General features: G+C 43.1%; 23 protein-coding genes. 16 read left to right on the plus strand and 7 right to left on the minus strand.

Annotation, left to right across the window (positions count from 1 at the left end; genetic code table 11):
- Window positions 1–252: 252 nt before the first annotated feature.
- The 6 genes from X919_RS0105770 to X919_RS0105795 all read right to left on the minus strand — a co-directional run bounded on the left by X919_RS0105770 (window position 253) and on the right by X919_RS0105795 (window position 9,947).
- Window positions 253–2,265, minus strand: a complete 2,013-nt coding sequence (locus tag X919_RS0105770; RefSeq protein WP_028899369.1) for a glycoside hydrolase family 97 protein — start codon at window positions 2,263–2,265, stop codon at window positions 253–255.
- A gap of 8 nt (window positions 2,266–2,273) precedes the next feature.
- Window positions 2,274–3,473, minus strand: coding sequence for a glycoside hydrolase family 99 protein (locus X919_RS0105775; RefSeq protein ID WP_051502443.1), 1,200 nt, complete (start codon window positions 3,471–3,473; stop codon window positions 2,274–2,276).
- Between the two features lie 137 nt (window positions 3,474–3,610).
- Complete coding sequence (locus X919_RS0105780) at window positions 3,611–5,134, minus strand: RagB/SusD family nutrient uptake outer membrane protein (RefSeq protein WP_028899371.1); 1,524 nt, start codon at window positions 5,132–5,134, stop codon at window positions 3,611–3,613.
- A 28-nt stretch (window positions 5,135–5,162) separates the two neighbouring features.
- Window positions 5,163–8,093 carry a SusC/RagA family TonB-linked outer membrane protein gene (locus X919_RS0105785; protein ID WP_028899372.1) on the minus strand — a complete coding sequence of 977 codons (2,931 nt, stop codon included), beginning with the start codon at window positions 8,091–8,093 and terminating at the stop codon, window positions 5,163–5,165.
- A 49-nt stretch (window positions 8,094–8,142) separates the two neighbouring features.
- The gene (locus tag X919_RS0105790; protein ID WP_028899373.1) at window positions 8,143–9,372 is read right to left on the minus strand and encodes a hypothetical protein; all 1,230 of its coding nucleotides are present in this window, start codon (window positions 9,370–9,372) and stop codon (window positions 8,143–8,145) included.
- A 71-nt stretch (window positions 9,373–9,443) separates the two neighbouring features.
- Entirely contained in the window at window positions 9,444–9,947 is a 504-nt protein-coding gene (locus tag X919_RS0105795) for a DUF5004 domain-containing protein (protein WP_028899374.1), read from the minus strand.
- Window positions 9,948–10,378: 431 nt separating this feature from the next.
- Between X919_RS0105795 and X919_RS0105800 the strand changes: the two genes are divergently transcribed.
- The 16 genes from X919_RS0105800 (at window position 10,379) to X919_RS0105875 (ending at window position 20,816) form a co-directional block, all read left to right on the plus strand.
- Window positions 10,379–10,870: a helix-turn-helix domain-containing protein gene (locus X919_RS0105800; RefSeq protein ID WP_004377550.1), complete on the plus strand. Its 492-nt coding sequence runs from the start codon at window positions 10,379–10,381 to the stop codon at window positions 10,868–10,870.
- A 19-nt stretch (window positions 10,871–10,889) separates the two neighbouring features.
- A complete protein-coding gene (locus X919_RS15990; RefSeq protein WP_081759424.1) occupies window positions 10,890–11,177 on the plus strand; it encodes a hypothetical protein in 288 nt (95 codons plus the stop codon).
- 160 nt (window positions 11,178–11,337) lie between these two features.
- A complete protein-coding gene (locus tag X919_RS0105810; RefSeq protein ID WP_028899375.1) occupies window positions 11,338–12,867 on the plus strand; it encodes a DUF7833 domain-containing protein in 1,530 nt (509 codons plus the stop codon).
- A gap of 38 nt (window positions 12,868–12,905) precedes the next feature.
- Window positions 12,906–13,931, plus strand: a complete 1,026-nt coding sequence (locus X919_RS0105815; protein WP_028899376.1) for a toprim domain-containing protein — start codon at window positions 12,906–12,908, stop codon at window positions 13,929–13,931.
- A gap of 112 nt (window positions 13,932–14,043) precedes the next feature.
- On the plus strand, window positions 14,044–14,559 hold the full coding sequence (locus X919_RS0105820; RefSeq protein ID WP_253270091.1) for a hypothetical protein: 516 nt from the start codon (window positions 14,044–14,046) through the stop codon (window positions 14,557–14,559).
- A 169-nt stretch (window positions 14,560–14,728) separates the two neighbouring features.
- Window positions 14,729–15,307 carry a hypothetical protein gene (locus tag X919_RS0105825; RefSeq protein ID WP_028899378.1) on the plus strand — a complete coding sequence of 193 codons (579 nt, stop codon included), beginning with the start codon at window positions 14,729–14,731 and terminating at the stop codon, window positions 15,305–15,307.
- A gap of 11 nt (window positions 15,308–15,318) precedes the next feature.
- Window positions 15,319–15,831 (plus strand): hypothetical protein, encoded by a 513-nt coding sequence (locus X919_RS0105830; protein ID WP_028899379.1) that lies wholly within the window; start codon window positions 15,319–15,321, stop codon window positions 15,829–15,831.
- Window positions 15,832–16,010: 179 nt separating this feature from the next.
- Complete coding sequence (locus X919_RS0105835; protein WP_234396551.1) at window positions 16,011–16,241, plus strand: hypothetical protein; 231 nt, start codon at window positions 16,011–16,013, stop codon at window positions 16,239–16,241.
- Window positions 16,242–16,263: 22 nt separating this feature from the next.
- A complete protein-coding gene (locus X919_RS0105840) occupies window positions 16,264–16,866 on the plus strand; it encodes a MerR family transcriptional regulator (RefSeq protein ID WP_028899381.1) in 603 nt (200 codons plus the stop codon).
- Window positions 16,863–17,177 carry a hypothetical protein gene (locus X919_RS0105845; RefSeq protein WP_028899382.1) on the plus strand — a complete coding sequence of 105 codons (315 nt, stop codon included), beginning with the start codon at window positions 16,863–16,865 and terminating at the stop codon, window positions 17,175–17,177. The genes X919_RS0105840 and X919_RS0105845 overlap by 4 nt, the downstream gene beginning before the upstream one ends.
- On the plus strand, window positions 17,167–17,703 hold the full coding sequence (locus tag X919_RS0105850; protein WP_081759425.1) for an SAM-dependent methyltransferase: 537 nt from the start codon (window positions 17,167–17,169) through the stop codon (window positions 17,701–17,703). Before X919_RS0105845 ends, X919_RS0105850 begins: the two co-directional genes overlap by 11 nt.
- Window positions 17,704–17,754: 51 nt before the next feature.
- Window positions 17,755–18,096, plus strand: coding sequence for a hypothetical protein (locus tag X919_RS0105855; RefSeq protein ID WP_253270092.1), 342 nt, complete (start codon window positions 17,755–17,757; stop codon window positions 18,094–18,096).
- 293 nt (window positions 18,097–18,389) lie between these two features.
- Window positions 18,390–18,716 (plus strand): hypothetical protein, encoded by a 327-nt coding sequence (locus X919_RS0105860; RefSeq protein ID WP_028899385.1) that lies wholly within the window; start codon window positions 18,390–18,392, stop codon window positions 18,714–18,716.
- 338 nt (window positions 18,717–19,054) lie between these two features.
- The gene (locus X919_RS0105865) at window positions 19,055–19,276 is read left to right on the plus strand and encodes a hypothetical protein (RefSeq protein WP_028899386.1); all 222 of its coding nucleotides are present in this window, start codon (window positions 19,055–19,057) and stop codon (window positions 19,274–19,276) included.
- Window positions 19,277–19,666: 390 nt separating this feature from the next.
- Entirely contained in the window at window positions 19,667–20,446 is a 780-nt protein-coding gene (locus X919_RS0105870) for a ParA family protein (protein WP_028899387.1), read from the plus strand.
- Between the two features lie 10 nt (window positions 20,447–20,456).
- A complete protein-coding gene (locus X919_RS0105875; protein ID WP_028899388.1) occupies window positions 20,457–20,816 on the plus strand; it encodes a hypothetical protein in 360 nt (119 codons plus the stop codon).
- A gap of 116 nt (window positions 20,817–20,932) precedes the next feature.
- On the opposite strand, the gene X919_RS0105880 is transcribed toward X919_RS0105875, so the two are convergent.
- A complete protein-coding gene (locus X919_RS0105880; RefSeq protein WP_028899389.1) occupies window positions 20,933–21,961 on the minus strand; it encodes a toprim domain-containing protein in 1,029 nt (342 codons plus the stop codon).
- Between the last annotated feature and the right edge of the window lie 141 nt (window positions 21,962–22,102).

A 22,102-nucleotide genomic window follows, 5' to 3' on the forward strand; every position in this document is an offset into this window, starting at 1 on the left:
CGCGGCATTCACATGCCACGCGCCTGCCTTGTAATCTGAATTGTTTAAAAACATGCGTTTAACAATGAAAATTTCAATCTGTGCATCGCTATGCACATGAAAATGTTAAGAAAAAGAGGAGGCCACATGCAGATTTCAAGACCACGGATGCATCTCTACTTTCTGCCCACATCCTTCCGCCGGCTATGATGTATTTTCATGCACTACCCGTGTAGCCAAGGCAGTTATGGTGTGGCCTTATGTGAGAATGTCTTACTGCTTAATGAGCTGAATGGCAAATCCGCCACTCTTTGCCAAATGGATGGGCAGGAGTGTCTCTGTAGAAACGAGCTGCTGATCGATAGCTAACGGATAGGGATTGCCTTGATAAGAGGCGCCATCTCCATCGCGATAGATGATAGCTTTATAGCGAGCACCCTTGTCAAGGAAATCAAACTTCAGCGTGAGGTCGCGCGCTTGCTCATCTGTCATGCCACCAACATACCAGTTTTCGGTATCGCGATCTTTGCGAGCTGTAACCACATATTTGCCCAACTCGGCCATCAACACGCGTGATTGCTGCCAGTTGGTGGGCACTTCCTCAATGAATTTGAAGGCAGGCTGCCCCTGATAGTTCTCTATTTCATCGGCAGCCATCTGCCAAGGGGCATAAATCACTACGTAAGCCGCAAGCTGTTTGGCCAAAGTTGTTTGTGGATGGGTTTGCGGATGCACACGCCCTTCGATGCGAAAGATGCCTGGTGTAAAGTCAAGTGGACCCGCTAAGATACGTGTAAAGGGCAAGATGCAAAGGTGAGAAGGTGGATTTCCGCCATCACCCGACCAAGCATTATACTCCTGTCCACGTGCACCTTCGCCCGAAACAAGATTGGGATAAGTGCGTTGCAGGCCTGTAGGCATCACAGGTTCATGATTGATAATCATGAGATGATATTTTGCTGCCGTCTCAATCACCTTGCGATAATGGCGCACGCCATACTGAGAATGTTGCAATTCGCGATGGTCTAACTTATCGTTTACATAGCCTGTTTTCACCACTTTAATACCCATACGCTGGTACAATGCAAAGGCACTATCAAGCTGTTGCTCGTAGTTTTTGGCTGCACCTCCCGTTTCATTATGAGCAACAAGACTCACACCTTTTGACAAAGCATAGCGTTGAAGCCCTGCAAAATCATAGTCGGGATAGGGCTTTGTAAATGAGAATTTGTCACCTTCTTTGCCCCAATCGTTGTCCCAACCATAGTTCCAACCTTCAACCAGCACACCTTTCATGCCGTGGCGTGCTGCAAAATCGATATATTTTCGGGTGTTCTCGGTCGTTGCTCCATGCTTGTTGCCTTGTGACCAGGTCATGGTATTCATGTGCATTCCCCACCAAATACCGACATATTTTCCAGTCTCCAACCACGAAGTATCGCCGATTTTACAAGGCTCATTGAGGTTTAACATGAGCCGAGAGGCCGCTACTTCAGCTAAGTTATGCGCTACTATCACCATACGCCAAGGCGAAACGAAGGGTGCTTTGGCATAGACCAAGTCACCATTTTGCCAAGGGACGAGCTTCGATTGCACTGTAACGCCGCCTTGTTGGCTTGAGATTGGCTGAAGATTGAGTGCAGCATAATCCGTGAGATTGGCCTCGTGAACCACCATATAGAGGCTATCATCCACCTCCATCGTGATAGGTGTCGACACCATTGGCTTTTTACTGAGCGGCGATGCCGTCCACAAGGCTTCATAATAATGGGTGCCTTCGGTGGGAATCGACCAGGTTTGCGCATCGAAAGGGAAAGCAAACTGTGTCTCTTCGTTCATGATAACGAAGTCAGTAAGCTGCGGTTGACGCGGAAAAACATAGCGAAAACCGATGCCATCGTTGAAAACACGGAAGACAATGTTGAGCAAACGGCCTTGCCCGGCGCACTGCTTAAGCTGCATGGTGAGCTCATTATAATGATTACGCACGCTGGTTTCCTCGCCCCAAGGCTGCTGCCATGTTTCATCTTTCGTGGCACGTGTGAAGCCAAGTAGGCGGAAATCCCTATCCAAAGCACCATCCTTGAGCTGCAAACCCAATAGTGAGGGCTGGATGAGCTGACGCTTGCCGCGCTGCAATTGATAATAGGGTTGTCCTTGTTGTGTGATACCAGTGGTCAAAGTGAGCATGCCATCGGGCGACGACACTTTCGTTAACACCTTGCCACTCACTACAGAAGTGAATGCCAAGGCTACCACCAAAAACATAAATCTAACTAACTTCATCTTTTATTTTACTTTAAAATCTCGCGTGCCTTATCTATTTCCAAGCGCACAAGTGCTTGATAGGCCGTTTGAACACGTGGGTCATTGGGCTTGCTTTGACGCAAGGTGTACCAACGATAAATAAGTTCTAAATCGGCTTGACGATAGGAAACACCTGCAAATTGCTGCAAGGCTACGAGATATTGATAACCATATTCGCGTGTTGGTTCTATCGTTGTGCCCTCACCATAATCATTCCATGTGCTCACTTGCAGCCATTTTAGCCCAGCCGATTTGGCTGCATTGAGCTGTCGATTGAAGAGTGCTCCGTGCTCAGCATCGTAGGTTGTATAACCCGTTCCTGCACCACCTTCCTGATAATAGTCGTGGAAACCGGGCATCGCCCCACCGATATAATATTTAAAATGCTGTGCTACCGAGTAGTCGGGAGCAGGATTTACCCACTCATATTCGCCCTCACTATTGGTGTAGCCACCATTATTGACATATTGAGCATGTCCGTTTAAACAGAGAAAAACTGGCTTATCCTTTAAAATAGCAAAGGCCCTATACCAATCTTTTCCTCGTTTAATCTGCACAGGTCCGAAGATCATCAGCAGCGGTTTACCATCGATTTTCACATAATAGTCCTGACGAAAGAACGTTTCTGACAGGTAACGCATGTCTTCACGCAAGCGTTCCATGTTGTCTTTCGTACCATCGAGCTCTCGATCTTCATAGACAATGGCCAACTTTAGCCCAGCCCTCGCCACAGCTTTTGCCAAGGCTTCGGTGTTGCTTTTATGTTTTGCCACCGCATTATCGCTATGCACCCCATACCAATCGACCATCACTCCATCGACACCTGCATATTTCATGAGCAGACATTGATAGTCTAAAATAGCCTCATCGCCTGAAGCATAAGGCCTCGTCAGGGGATAATAGTGCGAGGCTATCTGCCGTTTTCCTGTGCCATCCACCACATCGGGATTGCAATTCTGCATGGTCCAGTGGTAGCCCCAATGCGTTCCGTTGCTTGTATTGGTTTCAAACCACGGCATAAAATGCACGTAAATACCCATCGAATTGGTCTTCTTTACAGGGTAATTTGCTGCTGTTTGGTCGGCAATCTCTACTGTTTTTTTAGGAGCTGAAGGATAGCTTTTCTCACAACCACTCCAAGTTAGCAGGCCGCAATAGAGCAACAAAGGTAATATATATTTATTCATATCTACTATAAATGTTAAAGTTTTTGTATCTCTTCGGGAGTTTATGATGGCTTAGGAAGATACGCTTCAAGATAGAAACACGGCGGTGGATTGGCATTTTGCACGCCAACCCACGCCTGATGTTCCATAGACTACAATCAATAACCCGGGTTTTGTCTTAGATTAGCATTCTTATCGAGTTCCACTTTAGGGATGGGATAGAGCCCTGTATGGTTGTCGGCCTCAGCGGGTTTCTGCCACCATGCCTGGAAGAATGTACCAAAACGGATGTTGGTGGTGCGGCGAAGGCCTTCGAATACAAACTCATGTAACCACTCTTTATCCAAATCATCGAGGGTGAGGGCTGTCAAATCATTGAGCCCCGCGCGCCTTCTGACAAGATTAATATTATCGAGTGCGTTCTGCGTGAAGCCTAAACGGAAGTTGGCTTCGGCCTGCATCATGAGCACTTCTGCATAGCGCATGAGCACCCAATCGTTGTCTCTTTCCCACTGATCGTTAGCACTCCACTCATATTTATCAAGACGTGCACCCTCATTTTGCAAAGCATTGGTGAAATCTTGAATCGCCTCGGTGTAGTTTAATGGTTCACCATTGGCCATCAACACAGGCGCTCCAGTGGCTGCATTATACTGCTGTCCGATGAGAAGACAATTGCGTCGCACATCATTTGCCTCGAAAGATGAATAAACTCCAGGCTGTGCACAAATGCCATTACCACACCATTGATACTTCCCTGCGGGGTCAAAAGCTTCCTTTTGGTTGTAATGATAGGTCATCGATGCCAAGTAATTGCCCACCGTCCCTTGCTTATGATCGTAAGGAATGGCAAAGATAATCTCAGGAGAGTCTTCGTTTTTAATCGCGAAAGAGGCCTTATAATTGGGCGTTAGCGAATAGCCGCGCACCTTATCGCACGCGTTTAAGCAGTCTTGCCAGCGTGGAGTGCCCGTGTAAACCTCGGCGTTGAGATACAGACGTGCCAACAATGTGTAGGCAACATTCTTGGTGAATTTGCCATATTGGATGCCTGATGGCAACAAAGGTATCACGGCCTTGAGCTCCCGTTCGACAAAGTTAAATACCTCTTGGCGCGATGCATTGGCAGGCAAAGCCTTATCCGTAAAGTCGGTACTGATGGGGACATTGCCGAAATTGTCGAGCAGATTATAATAGTAATAAGCACGAAGGCCACGGAGTTCTGCCTCCACAACTTCTTTTTGTGCGGTTGAAAGGGTGCTCTGTTCCACCTGATAAATCATGCCGTTGATTTTCGTTACACCGGTAAAGTTGTAACGCCAAAGCGACAAAACGCCAGTATTGTTGGCATCCCAAGTGTGCTTTTGAAACTCCTGATAGCGTCCACCATCATACCAATCGGTGCCTCTTGTGGGAATACATGCTTCATCGCTGGAACATTCTGTCGTGAAAAAGACATATTCACACGTGGGATAACAATTGACACCATCGCCTTCAGGAGTGCCCGAACCATAGCCTCTTAATGAGGCATAGGCACCACCTACGATGGTAGACACTTCGCTTTCGTTCTTGCCATAATCATTCATTGAGACCTTATCATAGAGCTGTTCATTGAGATCGGTGCACGAGATCAAGGCAGAACTAACCAGCAGGGCTACAGAAAGAATATATTGTATTTTCATTGTTTTTACGTATTAATATTCAACTTGCTTAAAAACCAATGTTCACACCCACAGAGAATGTGCGGGGACGTGGATAGGAATTGAAGAATTCTATACCTGGAGAATCGAGCACATTATCGGGAACTGACACCTCAGGATCCATGCCTTTGTATCCCGTTATGCAGAAGAGATTCTCACCTGTGACATAAAGACGGAGACGCGAAAGGCCTAACTTTTCAGGATGAGGTAGACTATAACCTAAGGTGATGGCCTGCAAACGGAAGAACGACCCATTCTCAATGAAATAGTCACTAAAGGTGGGATTATCGGTAATGCCGCTCGTCATGAAGTCGTCTAACACATTTTGTGAGGGGAAACGTGTGGGGTCATACATAGCCATGCGTGTGCAATTGAGCACCTTTTGTCCAAACATGCCATAGCCAGAGATGGTTGCATCGAAATCTTTCCAAGTGGCATTGATAGATAAGCCCATATTCCATTTGGGTTGAGCCGACCCTAAATAGCCATTGACAATGTTGCCGTCGGCATCCTTTTCAAGGATATATTTGCCGTTTTCATCAATGCCTTCGCAGTGAGGTCCCCAGAAAGTACCCGCTGCATAGCCCTCTTTGATGACCTGAGAATAAAGGTTTGACATGCCTCTTAGGTTATGAAGTGAACCTGCTTGCAAGCCAACAGCCTGATATTGATCATTGGATAGCTTGGTAATCTTTTGATGATTATACGACAAACTCATATTGGCATCGAGTGAAAAGTCTCTGTTCTTGAGAATATTCGCACCCAAAGTGAGCTCCACACCCTTGTTCACCAAGTCGCCAACATTAGCCAACATGGTGCCTACTAAATAAGGAGGTTGTGGCACAGGATAAGTCCAAAGCAGGTCAGAAGTCTTCTTATGATAGAGCTCCAACGTACCTGTTAGTCGGCTAAAGAGAGTGAAATCTATACCCAAGTTCCATTGTTTAGTGCTCTCCCACTTCAAATCGGGATTGGCATTCTGCGCTTGTACATAAGCATTCTTCCACGTTTTGCTGATTGGATCATAATAGGCTGCTCCAGAAGCCGATAGTATCGACAGGCTCTTATATTCGCCAATACCATTCTGATTGCCCGTAACACCAAAACCAAAGCGTACCTTTAGATTCTCCAACCAGCCCGAAGTGGCTTGCATAAACGGCTCATCGCTGACACGCCATGCCACTGAAACCGAGGGGAACGTGCCCCATTTGTGATTGTCTCCAAACCGACTTGACCCGTCACGACGCAGTGTTGCCGTGAGCATATAGCGGTTCATAAAACCATAATTGACGCGACCAAAGAACGAAACCAATGTGGCCTCGGTCTTATAAGAATAGACATCGGTCTGCCGATAATCGGTACCTGCAGCCAAATTGTTATAGCCAAAGGCATTCGTATCGAAACCACTTCGCGTAGAACCAAAACCTTCATTCATGTTATTGAGGTAGGAATAGCCGCCCATAAGATTAAGATGATGGTCTTTTCCAAAGAAGCGATCGTAGGTGAGATAGGCCTCTATTTGGCGGTTAGTGTAGTCACCATAAGTGCGTTGTCCCCATCCTTTCTCGCTCATTCCTTCCATTCTGGCATAGGTAGGCTTATACAATCCACCCAAAACGGCATTCTGCTCGTAAGACATATTGGTGGTGGCTTTCAAACCTTCTAAAAGGGTTAGTTCGGCTTTTAAATAGCCTAAGAAACGATGACGCTTCTTATCGTCGGTGCGATTGGTGTTCAACTCTACGGGATTTTCGGTGTTCGTGCCATTCAATTGCGCATAAGAACCATCGGAATTCAACACTGGAAAGGTGGGTTGTAAGTTGGTCATGCGCTCAAAAATGCGTGTGTCTATAGGATGCCAGCGATCGAAGTTCGCGTTGATACCTTCGTCAAAGCGCAGTCTTCCCTGCCAAGCAGTCTGATAAGCGGTGAGAGATCCAGCCAAACGATTCATGTTATTGCGCTGAATAACGCCCTGGTTGTTGGCATAAGTCACCGACGCACGATAGCCACTATGCTGCTTACTACTCGAGAAAAGGATGTTGTGTCCATGCGAAATGGCTGTGCGTTCCAACTCCTTTTGCCAATCGGTTGAAGCACCAAAGTCAAGAGCTGTAGCCACATTCCGCTCTCTAACATAAGCACGCCACTGATTGGCTGAGAGCAAATCCATATTCTTTGCCACCGAAGCAAAGGCCACATAACCATTATATTGCACGCTATTTTGCTCGCGATTGCTCTGCCGATTGGTCGTAATGATGATGACTCCGTTAGCTCCTCTGCTACCATAGATGGCTGAAGCCGAAGCATCTTTGAGAATATCCATGCTGACAACCTCAGAGGGTTGCACCGAGTTGAAGTCCACTCCAGCGATACCATCCACCACAACTAATGGACCATTACTGGCCGAAAGCGATGTTCCGCCACGCAAACGCAGGCTCGATCCGGCCTCAGGAGCACCGCTACTCTGCACAACAGAGAGCCCTGCTACCTTACCTTGCAGCAGCTGTTCGGTGCTCGTAATGACACCTTTTCGCATATCTTTTGCATTCACCGATGTGATAGCTCCTGTGAGATCGCTCTTGCGCATCGTGCCATATCCCACGCCAACGACCGTTGTTTCGGCTAAAGTCTTAGCGTCTTCCACCAACGTGACACGCATATCTTTTCCAGCTTTCACACGCTGTGTGACATAACCTACATAGGAAATGTCGAGCAAAGCACCTGCAGAGCAAGCCACTTTAAAGTGCCCATCCATATCAGTTACGCTTCCTCCTGTTCCATTTACCACTTTCACATTAGCACCTATCAAGGGCTCTTGATGGTCATCCAACACTGTTCCTGCAGCCATAAATGACTGTGCTTGTGCCCATTGGCTCACGAACAGCAACATCAGGACAACTACAATGTGCTGTATTTTGATTGTTTGAATGTATTTCATAGGGTTTCAGTATGATGTTACTTCATTGGTTAAACCTTTTATTGACTACTCATTTATCGGGTGTAAGCAAAGGAATCGTGGTATCAACAAGCGTCACACCATGCACATTCTTCACCACAAGCTGCAACTGTGTGGCGCTAATGCCCTTCAATTCCTTTTGCAAATTCACCGTCGCCTGCCGCTTATCGCGCACACCTTCCATCACACCCGTGATGGTTTTTCCGCCAGCAGTGAGGATATAAGTGAGGTCGCCAGCCGTGCGTTCATTATATTCTCGCGTGATGGTCAGGATGTCTTCTTGCGAAATACGCGTGGGGAAGAGCGAGAAAACGGGGTCGGGATAGGGCACAGCCTGACCTGCTTTCTGCAGCTGATCGCCACTGTTCACGCCCCATTGATTGGCACCTGCCGCATCTCTAATAACCTTTACAACTAAATAAGTCATGTTGTCCAGCTCAAAAGCCGCACGCTTATCAGGGTCAGACAAGTCGGTATTGATGATTGCACCACCGTCACCTGGGTTAGTAGAATAGTAGTCAACAGGCACACCTACCTGCCAAGCATACAGCCCATTTGACAGCTTTTTCACTTCAACCTTTTGCAAACAAGCGGGTCGCCACACGTCAAGTGACTGCATAATGGCCCAGTTATTAAGGCCCGAATGCACACCAAACTGCACAAAATCAGCATCTGTTGCCAACTCAGTTAGTGTGCGCCCGCCCAACTTATACACGTCGGGATTGAAGAGAACGGTCAATGGTTCGTCCAACGTAAACTTCTCTGTGAAGCCCTTAGATTTACGACCTGAATAGAACATAAAGCCTTTTCCACTCTCTTTGAACGCTTTAAATTCCGAACGACTATCAGGGGCTTGGAACACAGAACTCCACTTACTGCCATCCTTTGTCTTCAACCTCGACCAGAAACCTGGCCAATCATCCGACTCAAAAGCTTCCTTATTGGTATGAAAATACTGCGTGGGTATCATCTTTTTACAATAGATGTTATTACCCAAATAGGTCAGTTTGGCAAACGCAGAAGAATTTCCTCCGTTGCCAGCATCAGGCTCTGTGGGCGTCCATGCCCACAAATAAAGGTCCACTCCCTCGGGAAATTGCACATCGGTCATGTCGTAATAAAACGTCACTTCCTCATCACAAGTAAACACAGCAGGCACTGTCCACACCTTAGGAACACCCAAATCGGTTTCTTCTGCCCACGTCATAAGGGGACATAATAGTCCCAACAAGGTCACGATATAATAGTTTAATTTTTTCATGTTGTGTTGTTTTAATGTTGTTTAGACGATCTCCTCCTATATATATAAGGTGGAAATCACATGCTTTTTACTTATTCGGCTTGCGTTAAGTTATAACTATACGACACAAAAGGTTTATCGTTCACCTTACGAATGAGCTTAAAAGCCAACGTTTTAGTCGTACCAGGCACACTCGAAATCGTGAGTTGTTTCGAAGCATCACTACCCTTTAGCGTGAGATTAACCGCCTCGCCATCCGACTTATAGAACGGACTGTCGAGCGTCCATGTGCCTTTCACGGGCAACAACTCGGGAGCTTCACCATCAATAGTGAAAACCGACGGAGCGCCTGTGGCGTCACAATCTAAATGAATCACAAAGGTATCAAAATCCAACAGATTGGTCAAAGTCATGGTTTTCGCATTACTTTCGTCCGTTTGTACCATCGAATTTAACACCCATTTCCCACCGATCTTCTCATAGAGTCGAATCGGTTCGGTGTAACTACCATCCTCAATGGTGTTACAACCACTTAGTCCCATCAAGGCAACGATGCCCAACAATAGTGACCTTGCTTTTACTTTCTTAGTGCTCATAGCTAAAAATATCAAAAATAGACATTTAAGTTTGGTAACCACAAAGATAGTAAAAAATGCAAAGGGTTGCGCCTTTCATCACAAAAGTATAAACAAAAAAAGTTTTATCAAATCATAACTGTTTGATAATCAGTGCTAAATCATTTCTCAAAAGCCCATTTTGTATTAAGTGTATATTAACCATTTTAGAGAGAGTTCCTCACCTATTATCCACCTCTTGACCCAAATACAATTAAAAAGACATCCGATGTTCAAGTTAGAAGTACAATTTGTTAAAAGTGTTAATTACACGTTTAAATAATAGACTTTAAAACATTGATAATCAGTAGGTATTGAAGTTTTGAAACTTCAAGAAAAACACAACTGTTGATGCACAAAAAATAGAGGGAAAGAAGAGATTCTGACCCGTTTAACACTTTTGCATCAACAATATGGGAAAGCAATTAGATTCCAAACAGCGGCAAGAAATTGCCAAGCTCCTTCAAGAGGGAAAGAATTTCAGGGAAATTGCTGAAGTTCTAAAGGTTGACCGTACCACGATATTGCGAGAGATTAACCGCAATGTCGGAGACAACGGCGTGTATGATCCTGAATTAGCCGAAACCAAGAGACGAAGGCGAAAAAAACTACAATCCGTATCTCCCGGTGCCGTCGCGCAACTTCCTCCCAATGTCCGGGAGGAAGTTGAGAAGGTATTGGCTTTTGAGACTCCAACTGTAAAGCGAAGGCAATTAATCGTGGATAAATACATAAATGAATATGGCCCGGTAATAGAGAAAAAACTTATTTCTCCAATGGCAGCCATGCGTGCGCTCGCAAACGAGTTCTACATGAGTGTAAGTACTGTATACTATCTTTTGAAAAGGGAGGGCATCTACCGAGATAGAACCGCCCCTGTCTGTATACCTTCTCCTAAAGAATAACCTTTAAAAGCGGATTTTCATGTATTACATCATAAAAGAAGTCCATGTGCGCAAGAAACCACTATGGTTGGTTGACTTGCTCTTTCAGATAACCCCATCCTTGTATCGGGAGAAAGGGTCAAAGGAAACGGTTGTTGGTAAGTTCAACACCATTCTTTCTCTTATCTTAGATGCCCGGGTAAGGTGGCATCATGGTAAATCCTTGTTATCATCTATTCAAACCATCAGCCACAATGAGACATGTATTTGGATCAAAGGAAACCGAGGCTCAAAGTTTCTTTCCTTTCGAATAGAATCAGACAATTGACTTTTAAAAGAACAGCAGTATGGAAATAGATAACAGTAGAAAGACAATAACAACATTTGTCCTCGTAGATCCAACCGGTAAGATCTTTGACGATTTCGAGAACATCAATGAGAATACAGAAGTAAGGGCGATAGCCATTGAACCCAAAAATAGCTGACCTATGGGAGATTACAAGTGGATTGGTCTTATCAGAAAGTTCTATAATTGTTCTTTCTATAATGACAGCAACGCCGTGCAAATGTTCCTGCACATTTTTTTGAATGCTCAAAGGGAGGATAAGCCTTACTTTGACAAAATTACGATGAGGGGGCAGTTTCGCACCTCAATTAAAGACATCATGGGGTTTTTGGAGATAAGCCGTAAATCCGCCCGACGTTCTTTAGATAAGCTGAAGGCGGCAGGCATTATCCACGTTGCCTCTCTAAGACGTAACGGTGTTCTCATTACCGTTCGTGAATTTTCAAAGTTCCTGGCTTTGGAAAATGTGAGAGGTGGCTGGGTGAAGCTGTATTACGACCTTGACTTCCAAGATTTCTTTGTGAACGCACAGGTTCTTCATATTTATCTCCATTTACTTCTTCATACTTACTCGGAGAGTGAAAACTATGAGGATCCGCTATGGTTTGACATGAAGAAGATCAGTGCTTCGACCGGCATTCCTGTAGAAGGTGTTAAAGAGGCCCTCCAGAAGCTACGCAAGCTGGGCATCCTGAATATTGGTTATAACGGTCAGAAGAAACTTTCTTCCGTTCGTTTAATAGAGTTCTCCGATTACGTCAAGGATACCTGTCCGGTAACATCAATAGGCCCTTCTGCCAGTCATGTCACATCAGTCGAAAGTTTCTCTGATTTGGAAAACTCCTCATCTAATGGATCTGCCATTATAAGTTTCGAAGACGGGGGGACAAAAACTGAACAAAAGGAGCCAAAAGAAGGACCAAAAGATGCCCAACAAAATTCTGTACGAAACAGTTACGAAACGTCTACCAATTCTTTTGTAAATGACGGAAATACAGACACTTACAAACCTAAAGGTCAAAAAGAGGGCCAAAAGAGGGAACAAAGCCGTCCAAAAGTTGAAGCCATCAAAATGCCACCAAACAGTCATGGGGGCGGCTACGCGCGTGATCCTATTATAAAAGAGAATAGAGATAAGAGAATAGAGGATCTTCATTATTATAATTATTCGTCCGCGCGAAAATTTTCGTCAATTGAAGAATTGGTCTTTGATGACGAATGGGTGCGCTCGATGCAGCTGCTTTATGGCTTCCCGGATAAGGAAACGCTCTATAATGCCCTGACTTTGTTCTTGGCGAACTTGAAGTGTCGCAAAGAAGAAGTTCCAAAAGGACTGGAGGGGTTCCTTGACTATTTCTGCAACTGGTATAAACGAAATGAAAAGAAGCTGCTGCATAAACTGAAGGCGCAAACACCGTCTAAAGACTATGCAAAAGTTCTTTGGGACAAGTGTATGTCTGCCTTTGCCAAGATTGTAAGCGAACGTGCTTTTGCATCGGTTTTCCAACAAGTCTCTTTTGAGTCCTTCGACAATGTGGCCAAGACGCTGACACTTGTTCTTCCGAATAAGCGAATATTTGAGATATTGGAAGCTGATTACCTTGATACTGTTAGAACGGTGTTACACAAGTTTTTCGGTGTAGGGTTACGACTTCAATACCGCATTGCATAGGGTCAGAACTACAAACCATTTAAGATTGAATTACGCTTATGAATGAAGCTCAAAGAATATTACAGATGACCGATGGGGGCTTGGCAGTGTTCATTCACTACCTTGGTGAAAAGTGCCTTGCCCGGACTTTCCGTAACCCTTTCAGGGAGGACAGCCGCCCGTCATGCCACCTGTATGCCAACAGAGGCGGATATGGCAACGGCCAATACTACCTCCAAGACTTCGGTGACAGCAGCTTCTGTGGCAACTGCTTTGCCATTGTGGGAAGGCTGTGTAATATCAACCCAAAAACCAACTTTCGCGAAGTGCTTCAAGTGATAGACAGAGACCTTGGACTTGGCATTTTTGATGAACAACGAAGTGAGCACTATGTGTTGATGAAAAGAAAAGCCACACCCTCGCAGAAGTACAAATGTTCTTCCATAGCGAGTTTTGAGGTCGTGACACAGCCTTTCATGCCATGGGAGGAAGAGTATTGGGGGCAATATGGCATTGGACTTTCTACGCTGGAACGTTACAACGTAAAGAGCATCAGCAGTTGTACATTCAAGAAGTCGTCCGGTGGAAACTTTGCCGTTTACGGTTCAAAGGCTATTCCGACCTACGGATATTTCTTCGATGACGGATGTAGGCTGAAGATTTACAGGCCTAAGGCAAAGACACGTTTCATGTATGCCGGTCACTTCCCAAAGCCCTATATCTTCGGGCGTGAGCAACTGCCTGAAGAAGGAGCACTCGTTTTCGTCACAGGTGGCGAGAAAGATGTCATGTCGCTGTCGGCGCATGGTTTTCCGGCCTTGACATTTAACAGCGAGACGGCCAACATCCCCGAAGATGTAATGGATGAACTTTCCAAACGATTCCTTCGAATCATTTTTCTCTATGATACGGATGAAACCGGGCAAAGGGAATCTGCTTTGCGGATACAACAGTACGGTGAGAAATACAACGTTCAGAAACTTGACCTACCGCTGTCCGGAGAGAAATCGGAAAAGGACATCAGTGATTTCTTCCGTCTGGGGCACACCGCAGAAGAACTGCAAGCAATGATAGAAAAGCTATAATTATCGAAAAATGAAATTAGAAAAAATAAGTAAACCTATATTCAGGCACGCAGGAGGAAGCTCCGATAATATTCGGATCAGAACCTTGACAGATGCTGCCACGCCAAGTATAATGGGCATTGATGTTAAAGAGTTTCCAGAGGTTCATTCGGTCTCCTACCGTTTTCTCTCCAAGACCTATCACGGGGTGGGTGTCATAAACCAGAACAACGGGATAGAATTTGTTGGCCAAGACCTGACGGACTCCCCCATGACGTTGAATAGTTCCGGCGTGACTTTTCTTCCCATGGAGAAAGAGCACAGGAGCGACAAGTTGTGTATGTTCGCAGACATGATGGATTATTTGGCCTACCAGACCTTACAGAAGAATGGCTTTGTCAGGCTGCCTTCAGACTGTGATTTCATGATTATGTCGGATGTAAGGAACTTCATCCATATCTCGGTCGAAGGAGATGACTATGATATGGTTTATCTCTACTTTCCCAATGATGTCATGGGCTGCACCATAACCAAGACGTTAAAGGATCGGTATGGCAAGTATGCCATTGAGTGTAATCCCCTGTACAAAGGTTATAACAACCTGTTGCAGTTCGTAAAAGCCATTGAGATCACCACAAACAGCAAATAGAGCCGTATGGTATATGTCATAATCATCCTTGTCTTGCTGATAGCTTTGGGAGCAGCTTTCTATTATGAAATCACCCATAGCTACGACGACGACAAGTTCAGGAAATGAAAGATAAAGGGATTGATGTAAGTGCATCCTTTCCAAGTATAAAACGCTAACAAGTAAAAGTATGATTAATTATGTTTTAAGTATTGAAACCGGAGTTACGGATCTCGTCCGTACCCCCGAGTACTATCAGACAGCCACTTTTGTGCAAAAGAAAGAAGAGCTTTTGGCTCTGATTTATCAAAAGAAGAAACTCAAGCCTTTTGCCAGCATGAAGCTCATAAGGAGTATCAGTTTCTTTATTAAACGCTCCATCAGCCTTTGGCAGTTACAAGGTCTTTCAAACAAGATAGAAACGATGTTCGGCCCATCTTGTTTCCAAATCTCCATCGACAGAGAGAACAACACCGTACACATGCTCTGTGGCTGGATAGACAAAGAGACTGGTGAGTGCATCGTGCTGAACCGTACAGAACAGAAGAGACTTTCCGTCCTGATCCTGGATTATTTGGACTTGCCACGTCCCCGGTGTGCCGACATGTGGTTGAGATACTTTCTGCTGAACAAATTTGACAATGACAATTCTGTCTTCAGCAGACAGATAGAGTTTCTTGAAAGGTCTGAATATGAGAGTTTAAGTTATCCAGTATTACGGGATAGTCTCAAATACGTGGAGATGGTATGTAAAGGATTACTGAAATAAAAAATACACTTATGAGATTTTTAAAGATTTATTTGGCCAGCAGCTGGCGGAACAAGCATTTCGAGAATTTATTGAACGCCCTACGAATTCAGGGTTACTATACCTATGACTTCAAGCATCCCGAGGACAATGAACTAAGCGGATTCAGTTGGGAGAAAGTCGATAAGGACTTCGAGAAGTGGACTTGTGTGGATTTCAAGGAAGGGCTTCACCATCCCGAGGCTGTCAAAGCATTTGAAAAAGATTTTCACGCCATGCAGGAAGCGGACTATTGCGTCCTCCTCTTACCGTGTGGCCGCTCTGCCCATTCTGAAGCCGGTTGGATGAAAGGGCAAGGCAAGAAAGTGTTTGTCCTTGATATGTCCGAGAAACCAACGCCCGAGCTGATGTACCAGATGTTTGATGCGTATGTGACGAGACCGATTGATTTGGTAGAACACATTGAAGCTGCATTCCATAAGGACAATATGCTACTTAAAGAAAATTTCAGCACACATGGACAGAGTGACAAAGAGACGGACTAACCTCTTGTATAATTTGCGCAAGAAAGGTGTAAGGTGTTTGACCAAGGAGCGTATGATTATCTTTCCCTATGGAGAGGATCCCAATGCAGTCAGACAAATTGTCTGCTTATGCAATGAGTATCACTTCCATGTACAAATGGAACTTCCATAGCACATTTAATATTAAAAGTATACACAGAATGAAAAAGATAAAGGATTTAACCGTAACGGTAACCTATACTGTTGGTTTGCATGACGTAGAAGTCAGCGAAAAGGTTTATGATGATCTAAACGCCTTGGCGGATAAAGGGCGTGTAAACTGTGATCTTATGAATTTGGACGAGCAAGTATGTACTGGTTTCGAGTGGCTTTCTGATCATATTCACGAAAGTGACGCTTGTGATTGGAATTATGAAGTTGATATGGAATAATCTTAAATGTGGCCAATAGAAAATGAAACATATATATCTTTTTATAGGTGCTGCCATTATTACCTACCTCTTAATATCGCTGGCAACATTGGATTTGATGTGGTGTGTGCACAACACTCCTTGGATATGGATAGCGGTAATACCACTCTTTCTATTCTTATATTTCCTCGTATTCATGTGCTTTCATGAAGAAATGGGATTTAGGGAAGATCGCGCAATGCAGCAGACTCTCGCGGTAGCCGAAGCCAACAAGCTGATAGAAAAGTTGCAAGAGCAACTTCCAAATATGTTCCAAGGATTGGTTGATATGTCGATGGCAGAGATTAGAGACAGTCTTAGAGCGGTGAATGAAGAGCAAGCTCGCAAAGTTGCTACCCTTTCAACTGATATTTACAACGTGCTGGAACGACGTCAAAAACTTCTCGACCTGGAACGTAAGGTCAAGCAACATAAAGGACAGCCTATGCTCTTGACAAAAAGAGAAACAGCGTCCTTGTTACTTGTTGATTATTCTACCCTTAGAAAATGGGCAAGGAAAGGATTTCTTGTCCCCACAAGGATTACTCCCCACCGTGAGTTATATCGTTATAGTGATGTTCTAAAAATATTGGAGGGCAAGGTATGAAACATTTGCTTTATTTCATACTCGCTGTACTCATTGTATATTTGATAGGTTCACTGCTAATGGCAGATTTCTTGTGGATATTACATACTGGTTTCTTAGGATGGATAGGTGCCATTTTTATTATTCTGTGGTTTTTCCTGCAAATTGAGAAAGAGTATGGTGAATGGAATATAGAAGAGGAAGAAGTAGATTCATGGAATGAAGAAGATGAAAGCGATGACCAATACATTTCCAAGAAAGAAGCCCGGAAAATAGCAGAGGATGTCTGTAAAGAAATGTTTAACATAAAAGAAAACAAATATGATAAATAGCCCAATCCTTGATACCTGTTGCGGAGGTAAGATGTTTTACTTCGATAAGCATGATGACAGGGTTCTGTTTCAGGACATAAGGAAGATGGAGACAATATTATGTGACGGAAGGCACTTCGAGGTCAACCCCGATGTTCAGGCCGACTTCACAAACATGCCATACCCAGACAATAGCTTCCGCATGGTTGTTTTTGACCCTCCACACTTACTAAGAAGTATTGAGAACTGTAAGACATGCGATATATATAATGAACCAAGTCCAAAGAACAAGGTAACAGGCTACCAAATGATAAAGTATGGTGCTCTTGGCAATGCAGACTGGAAAGAAGTCTTGCGAAAAGGCTTTGCAGAATGCTTTCGAGTATTAATGCCTGGAGGATTCTTAATATTCAAATGGAATGAAACAGACATCAAGGTATCCGAAATATTGAAACTTACCTCGGAGACGCCTATTTTTGGGCATCCATCGGGCAAACGTTCCAATACTCATTGGATTTGTTTCATGAAAGAAGATTGCAATAAATAAAAATAGCCACACAACGGCATCGACTTATGCTAATCAAATAGCATTTAAATTATGAAAGCAAAACTTAGAAAGACAGGTGAGGTGGTAGAGTTAAGGCAATACTACTGTGATGGTACGGCAATGGATATTAATGGGAAGTTGTATCATCAAGGTGATATATCTGAATTGTTTGAAGACACCAATTCTAAAGGATTAGAATACGAGTTTGAGCAATTAGGTAGGACAAAGAAATGCAAGTTCATATCGCAGCATGTAGATTTGGCCTCTCCTGAAGCTATTGCCAAGTATGTAAAAGAGTACCTTTTTGACGTACTTAAAGATATTGGTGATGATAGATATATTGCTACATACCTTCAAGATAAAGGTTACAAGGTAGAGATTAATATAAAATAGCAAATGAAAGTAGAAATTATAAAAATAGAAGAAGGGTCATCAGAAGATAAAATAGACCCTTAAAAGAAGAGGAAAGTTGTTTATAAAAGATACAATAACATGAATGTGAGAATAGACATAGCAGTATTATTATTCATACTTCTTACTTATGCTTTGGGATTAGATGTTAAAAATGTACAATTAGAACTGTTATTTTTCATAGCTTGCCACGTTGCAATAATATCACATAAGAAAAAGTAGAAGTAAATATTAAAAACAATTAATTAGGTGATACTTGATAAATAATATATTATATGAAAGAAAATACAGATTTGTCAAACCAAATAGATGCAATGGTTAACCAATGTCAAAGAATGAATGCTGGTAAACTTAGAATATCTATCAAACGAGAGGATGGTTATACTATTGAGATAACAGCACGACGGACAGAAGCAAAATTTGATGATGAATTTAGTAATAAGGAACTAAAATACATCAAAGAGACAATGATAGAAAAAATAAGCAGCGTTTCTAATAAGGAAGCTGCTGAAAAGGCTTTTGATATAGTCAATGTATGCCAGGAACTCTTAGGGGAACCACTTTTTGATTCTGTAGATGAAATTGTAAATTCTACTCTGTAAAATCAGTAATAATAAAAAAAAAACAATAATATGCCTATTAAACCAGAAAACAAATCACGCTATCCAAAGAATTGGAAACAAATTAGAAATTCAATTCTTGAACGAGCGAATAATTGTTGTGAGTTCTGTGGAGTTGAGAACCATACATATCGGATGAATGAACTTACTGGGAAATTAGCATATGTTGTTCTGACAATAGCACATCTTGATCATATTCCAGAACATTGCGATCCCGATAATCTGCGTGCTCTATGCCAACGGTGTCATAATCGTTATGACGCAGAACATCGGAAAGAAACGAGATTAAATAACAAAAATAATATTAAAAAGGAAAGGATATGAAGGAAGATAAAAAAATGAATTCTATAAAATCCCCAGAATTTTTAGAAGGATTTAAAGTAGCAAGTGCTGAATGTTTGGACATTCTTTTTGAACTTGAAGATGAATGTTGGGGTGATCGTAGTTCTATAGATAGAGCCATACGCGCTCAAATGGAATTTGCAAAGGAGCTTCGTAAGAGAATAGCAGCACTACAACCAAATATTAAAACTCAAAAATAGATCGTTTATGAATCCGGAATGTAAACTTTCCTCTTCAGGAGTCAACCAATCGCAATCAGGTAAAACTTTTTATTATGTTGCCACATGCCTATTGCTCTTGCTGATGGTCAATAAGCCATACAAAACCTCTGCAAAGGGTTTCCGTCTATATCTACGAAAGTGCAGGAGAGTCAGCAAGCTGCTCCTTGCTCAAATACTTTGTGGAATCTTCAAGTTAATAGATAAATATATAAAATCCCGTGACGATAAATAATTTGGCGTAAAAATTTTGCGAAACGAAATATATTGTGTATCTTTGCAGGTGTATAGCTGTATATACGGCTATACATATATAAGTTAATAAAGGAATACGACAATACGTATATACATAAAAAATATAAATCAAACGGTATGGAAAAGCAAGTAAAAATTATCTCATTTGCCAACCACAAAGGAGGGGTTGGCAAGACTACCACTACTGCCAGTGTAGGTTCTATCCTTGCCTCTATGGGAAAAAAGGTGTTGTTGGTGGACATGGATGCCCAAAGCAATCTTACTACCTCCCTATTAAAAGATAATCAAGTTGATCAGACCATCTATGATGCTCTTTCCGCTTCTTGCAGGGGAGCAGCTTACAATTTGGCAATCTATCCGATAGCAGAAAATCTTGACATCGTTCCATCTTCATTGCGTCTTGCATCTGCTGATCTTGAACTCTCTTCTGTCATGGCAAGAGAACACATCCTCGCAGACATATTAAAAGGTAAGAAGGCGGACTATGACTATATTCTGATAGATTGTCCACCATCTTTGGGTCTTCTTACTCTTAACGCAGTTACGGCATCAGATTTGGTTGTAATACCTCTGCTTGCAGAAGTACTGCCTTTCCAGGGTCTTACTATGATCAGCGATTTTGTCAGAATGGTGAAGCAGAAGCTAAATCCAAAGATTGAGATTACCGGTATTCTCCTCACTCGTTGGGAAAAATCCAATTTGAGCAGACAGATCGAGGATGGTCTTAGGGCCAAGCTTGGCGATAAAGTGTTCCAAACCAAGATCCGAAAGAACATCAAGATTGCCGAAGCTCCTCTGGAATCCGTCAATATTGTTGACTATGATCCGAAGAGCAATGGAGCTGCTGATTACAAGGCTTTCGTAGGAGAACTTTTAGACAGGACAAAGAACCTATAAATTTACATTTATGAGCAAAGGTATTAACAAAAACTCCATGAGCAGTCTTTTGGAAGGACTTACTTCTGTCAGGAGTACAACTCCGGAAGATAATCACCAGCCAAATCCAAGCTCCAATTCAAAGGAGAAAGTAACATCCATCCCAGGGGATAAACCGATATCTAAAGGTGGTTCAAAGGAAAGAATATGTACCTCCGTCGATAAGAACGTCATGAATAAGATACGTACCATATCAGAAACAGAGGGTATTCAAATCAATGAACTTATTACCTTAGGTCTTGACATGGTTATATCTAAATATGAAGAGACGCATGGGGAGGTGCGACCTAAAAAGATTAACAAAGGCAATATAGACAATATCTTTCGTTAAGGCAGGAAGTCCATACTACCATCTTTAGTACACATAAGAAGGACGAGCAATCAGTAATGGTCACTCGTCCTTGTATGTTTATGCAAGCAGAAATACCGGAATACATAATATGGAATTTATAGTCTTTCACTATTCAGGATAGCAGCTAATTGTTCTGCGGTGTGCCCCAGACGGAAGAAATCACTGATGTCCTTTTCCGATTTTTCACCAGAAAGAGGAAGCAGGACTCTTCTTACATTATATTTTCCAGTATATTCCTGTACTCGCTTTTTCGACTCACTTTGTCCTGTTGCATCCATATCATAAAGGATAACAATTGTCCGGAACCTTCCGGCAAGTTGTTGCATAAGACTGTCAGGGAGCTTGGCAGTCTCGCTATTCAGGCATATCGCATGGAACCCATGTGCTGCCAGCGACATGACATCTTTCTCGCCACCGGTGATGAAGATATATTCGCCTTGTGGCGGTAGCTGTTCCCAACCGAAAATGTATGGTCTCGGAAGAACACAAGCATAGAGAAATCTGTTTTTGGAGCAAGGAGAATAAATCTTGATACCATCATTGTTATTAAAGAGGTATCCAAAAGCCGGATACTTTGCTGTTCCATAAACAGTAAATTTCTTTCCATTCTCTTTTGACATTCTGCATGCCGAAAGGCTTGCAACATGATAGTGTTCCAACGTATCCTGACCAATTCCATAACGCTGCCAAAAACACAGTTCCTCCATGGTAAAAGGCTTTTCCTTGTATTGGAATGAAAGTGTGGAGGAAGTCTCCGGCTTCTGTCTCTTTACAAATCGTTTATAGATGATTTCTGTTTGTGGAAATGGATTATTGAACAATCCCAGGCAAAGCTCTTTGTCTATCACCTTCAGGATATCCTTAAATGCAGTCTTTACATTCATATTGCACAGTCTGGCCACAATGGCAAAGCAGTTGCCACAGAAGCTGCTATCGCCAAAATCCTGTAAATAATACTCCACTTGTCCGTATGTGTTTTTATTCGCATACAGATGGCATGAAGGCCGGCTGTCTTCCCTGAAGGGATTTTTGAAGATTCTCTTCAGGCATACATCGCCTAAGTAATGTGTAAACACATCCAGTCCACCACCTGTCAGATAAAGTATTTGTTGTCTTTCGTTCATTTTTTCTTATTGGAATGTTAGTTGATCATATTGCCCGTCAAGCCGATAGGTCAGCTTTAATTTTTTACGATTTAAAATTTTATTCTGGGCATCCCGATTCTCAACCTTTTTATAGTTTTTTCGTTTCTTCGACCCGAACTT

The sequence above is a fragment of the Prevotella sp. HJM029 genome (genome assembly GCF_000599605.1).
In the GTDB taxonomy this organism is placed as follows: Bacteria; Bacteroidota; Bacteroidia; order Bacteroidales; family Bacteroidaceae; genus Prevotella.

Excerpts from the sequence above, each read along its gene's own strand:
- X919_RS0105785 (WP_028899372.1), bottom strand. The coding sequence starts at position 8,093 with ATGAAATACATTCAAACAATCAAAATACAGCACATTGTAGTTGTCCTG.
- X919_RS0105870 (WP_028899387.1), top strand. The coding sequence starts at position 19,667 with ATGGAAAAGCAAGTAAAAATTATCTCATTTGCCAACCACAAAGGAGGG.
- X919_RS0105865 (WP_028899386.1), top strand. The coding sequence starts at position 19,055 with ATGAAGGAAGATAAAAAAATGAATTCTATAAAATCCCCAGAATTTTTA.
- X919_RS0105795 (WP_028899374.1), bottom strand. The coding sequence starts at position 9,947 with ATGAGCACTAAGAAAGTAAAAGCAAGGTCACTATTGTTGGGCATCGTT.
- X919_RS0105810 (WP_028899375.1), top strand. The coding sequence starts at position 11,338 with ATGGGAGATTACAAGTGGATTGGTCTTATCAGAAAGTTCTATAATTGT.
- X919_RS0105770 (WP_028899369.1), bottom strand. The coding sequence starts at position 2,265 with ATGAAGTTAGTTAGATTTATGTTTTTGGTGGTAGCCTTGGCATTCACT.
- X919_RS0105820 (WP_253270091.1), top strand. The coding sequence starts at position 14,044 with ATGGGCATTGATGTTAAAGAGTTTCCAGAGGTTCATTCGGTCTCCTAC.
- X919_RS15990 (WP_081759424.1), top strand. The coding sequence starts at position 10,890 with ATGTATTACATCATAAAAGAAGTCCATGTGCGCAAGAAACCACTATGG.
- X919_RS0105835 (WP_234396551.1), top strand. The coding sequence starts at position 16,011 with ATGAAAAAGATAAAGGATTTAACCGTAACGGTAACCTATACTGTTGGT.
- X919_RS0105875 (WP_028899388.1), top strand. The coding sequence starts at position 20,457 with ATGAGCAAAGGTATTAACAAAAACTCCATGAGCAGTCTTTTGGAAGGA.
- X919_RS0105880 (WP_028899389.1), bottom strand. The coding sequence starts at position 21,961 with ATGAACGAAAGACAACAAATACTTTATCTGACAGGTGGTGGACTGGAT.
- X919_RS0105815 (WP_028899376.1), top strand. The coding sequence starts at position 12,906 with ATGAATGAAGCTCAAAGAATATTACAGATGACCGATGGGGGCTTGGCA.
- X919_RS0105775 (WP_051502443.1), bottom strand. The coding sequence starts at position 3,473 with ATGAATAAATATATATTACCTTTGTTGCTCTATTGCGGCCTGCTAACT.
- X919_RS0105790 (WP_028899373.1), bottom strand. The coding sequence starts at position 9,372 with ATGAAAAAATTAAACTATTATATCGTGACCTTGTTGGGACTATTATGT.
- X919_RS0105825 (WP_028899378.1), top strand. The coding sequence starts at position 14,729 with ATGATTAATTATGTTTTAAGTATTGAAACCGGAGTTACGGATCTCGTC.
- X919_RS0105850 (WP_081759425.1), top strand. The coding sequence starts at position 17,167 with ATGATAAATAGCCCAATCCTTGATACCTGTTGCGGAGGTAAGATGTTT.
- X919_RS0105780 (WP_028899371.1), bottom strand. The coding sequence starts at position 5,134 with ATGAAAATACAATATATTCTTTCTGTAGCCCTGCTGGTTAGTTCTGCC.
- X919_RS0105855 (WP_253270092.1), top strand. The coding sequence starts at position 17,755 with ATGAAAGCAAAACTTAGAAAGACAGGTGAGGTGGTAGAGTTAAGGCAA.
- X919_RS0105830 (WP_028899379.1), top strand. The coding sequence starts at position 15,319 with ATGAGATTTTTAAAGATTTATTTGGCCAGCAGCTGGCGGAACAAGCAT.
- X919_RS0105840 (WP_028899381.1), top strand. The coding sequence starts at position 16,264 with ATGAAACATATATATCTTTTTATAGGTGCTGCCATTATTACCTACCTC.
- X919_RS0105800 (WP_004377550.1), top strand. The coding sequence starts at position 10,379 with ATGGGAAAGCAATTAGATTCCAAACAGCGGCAAGAAATTGCCAAGCTC.
- X919_RS0105860 (WP_028899385.1), top strand. The coding sequence starts at position 18,390 with ATGAAAGAAAATACAGATTTGTCAAACCAAATAGATGCAATGGTTAAC.
- X919_RS0105845 (WP_028899382.1), top strand. The coding sequence starts at position 16,863 with ATGAAACATTTGCTTTATTTCATACTCGCTGTACTCATTGTATATTTG.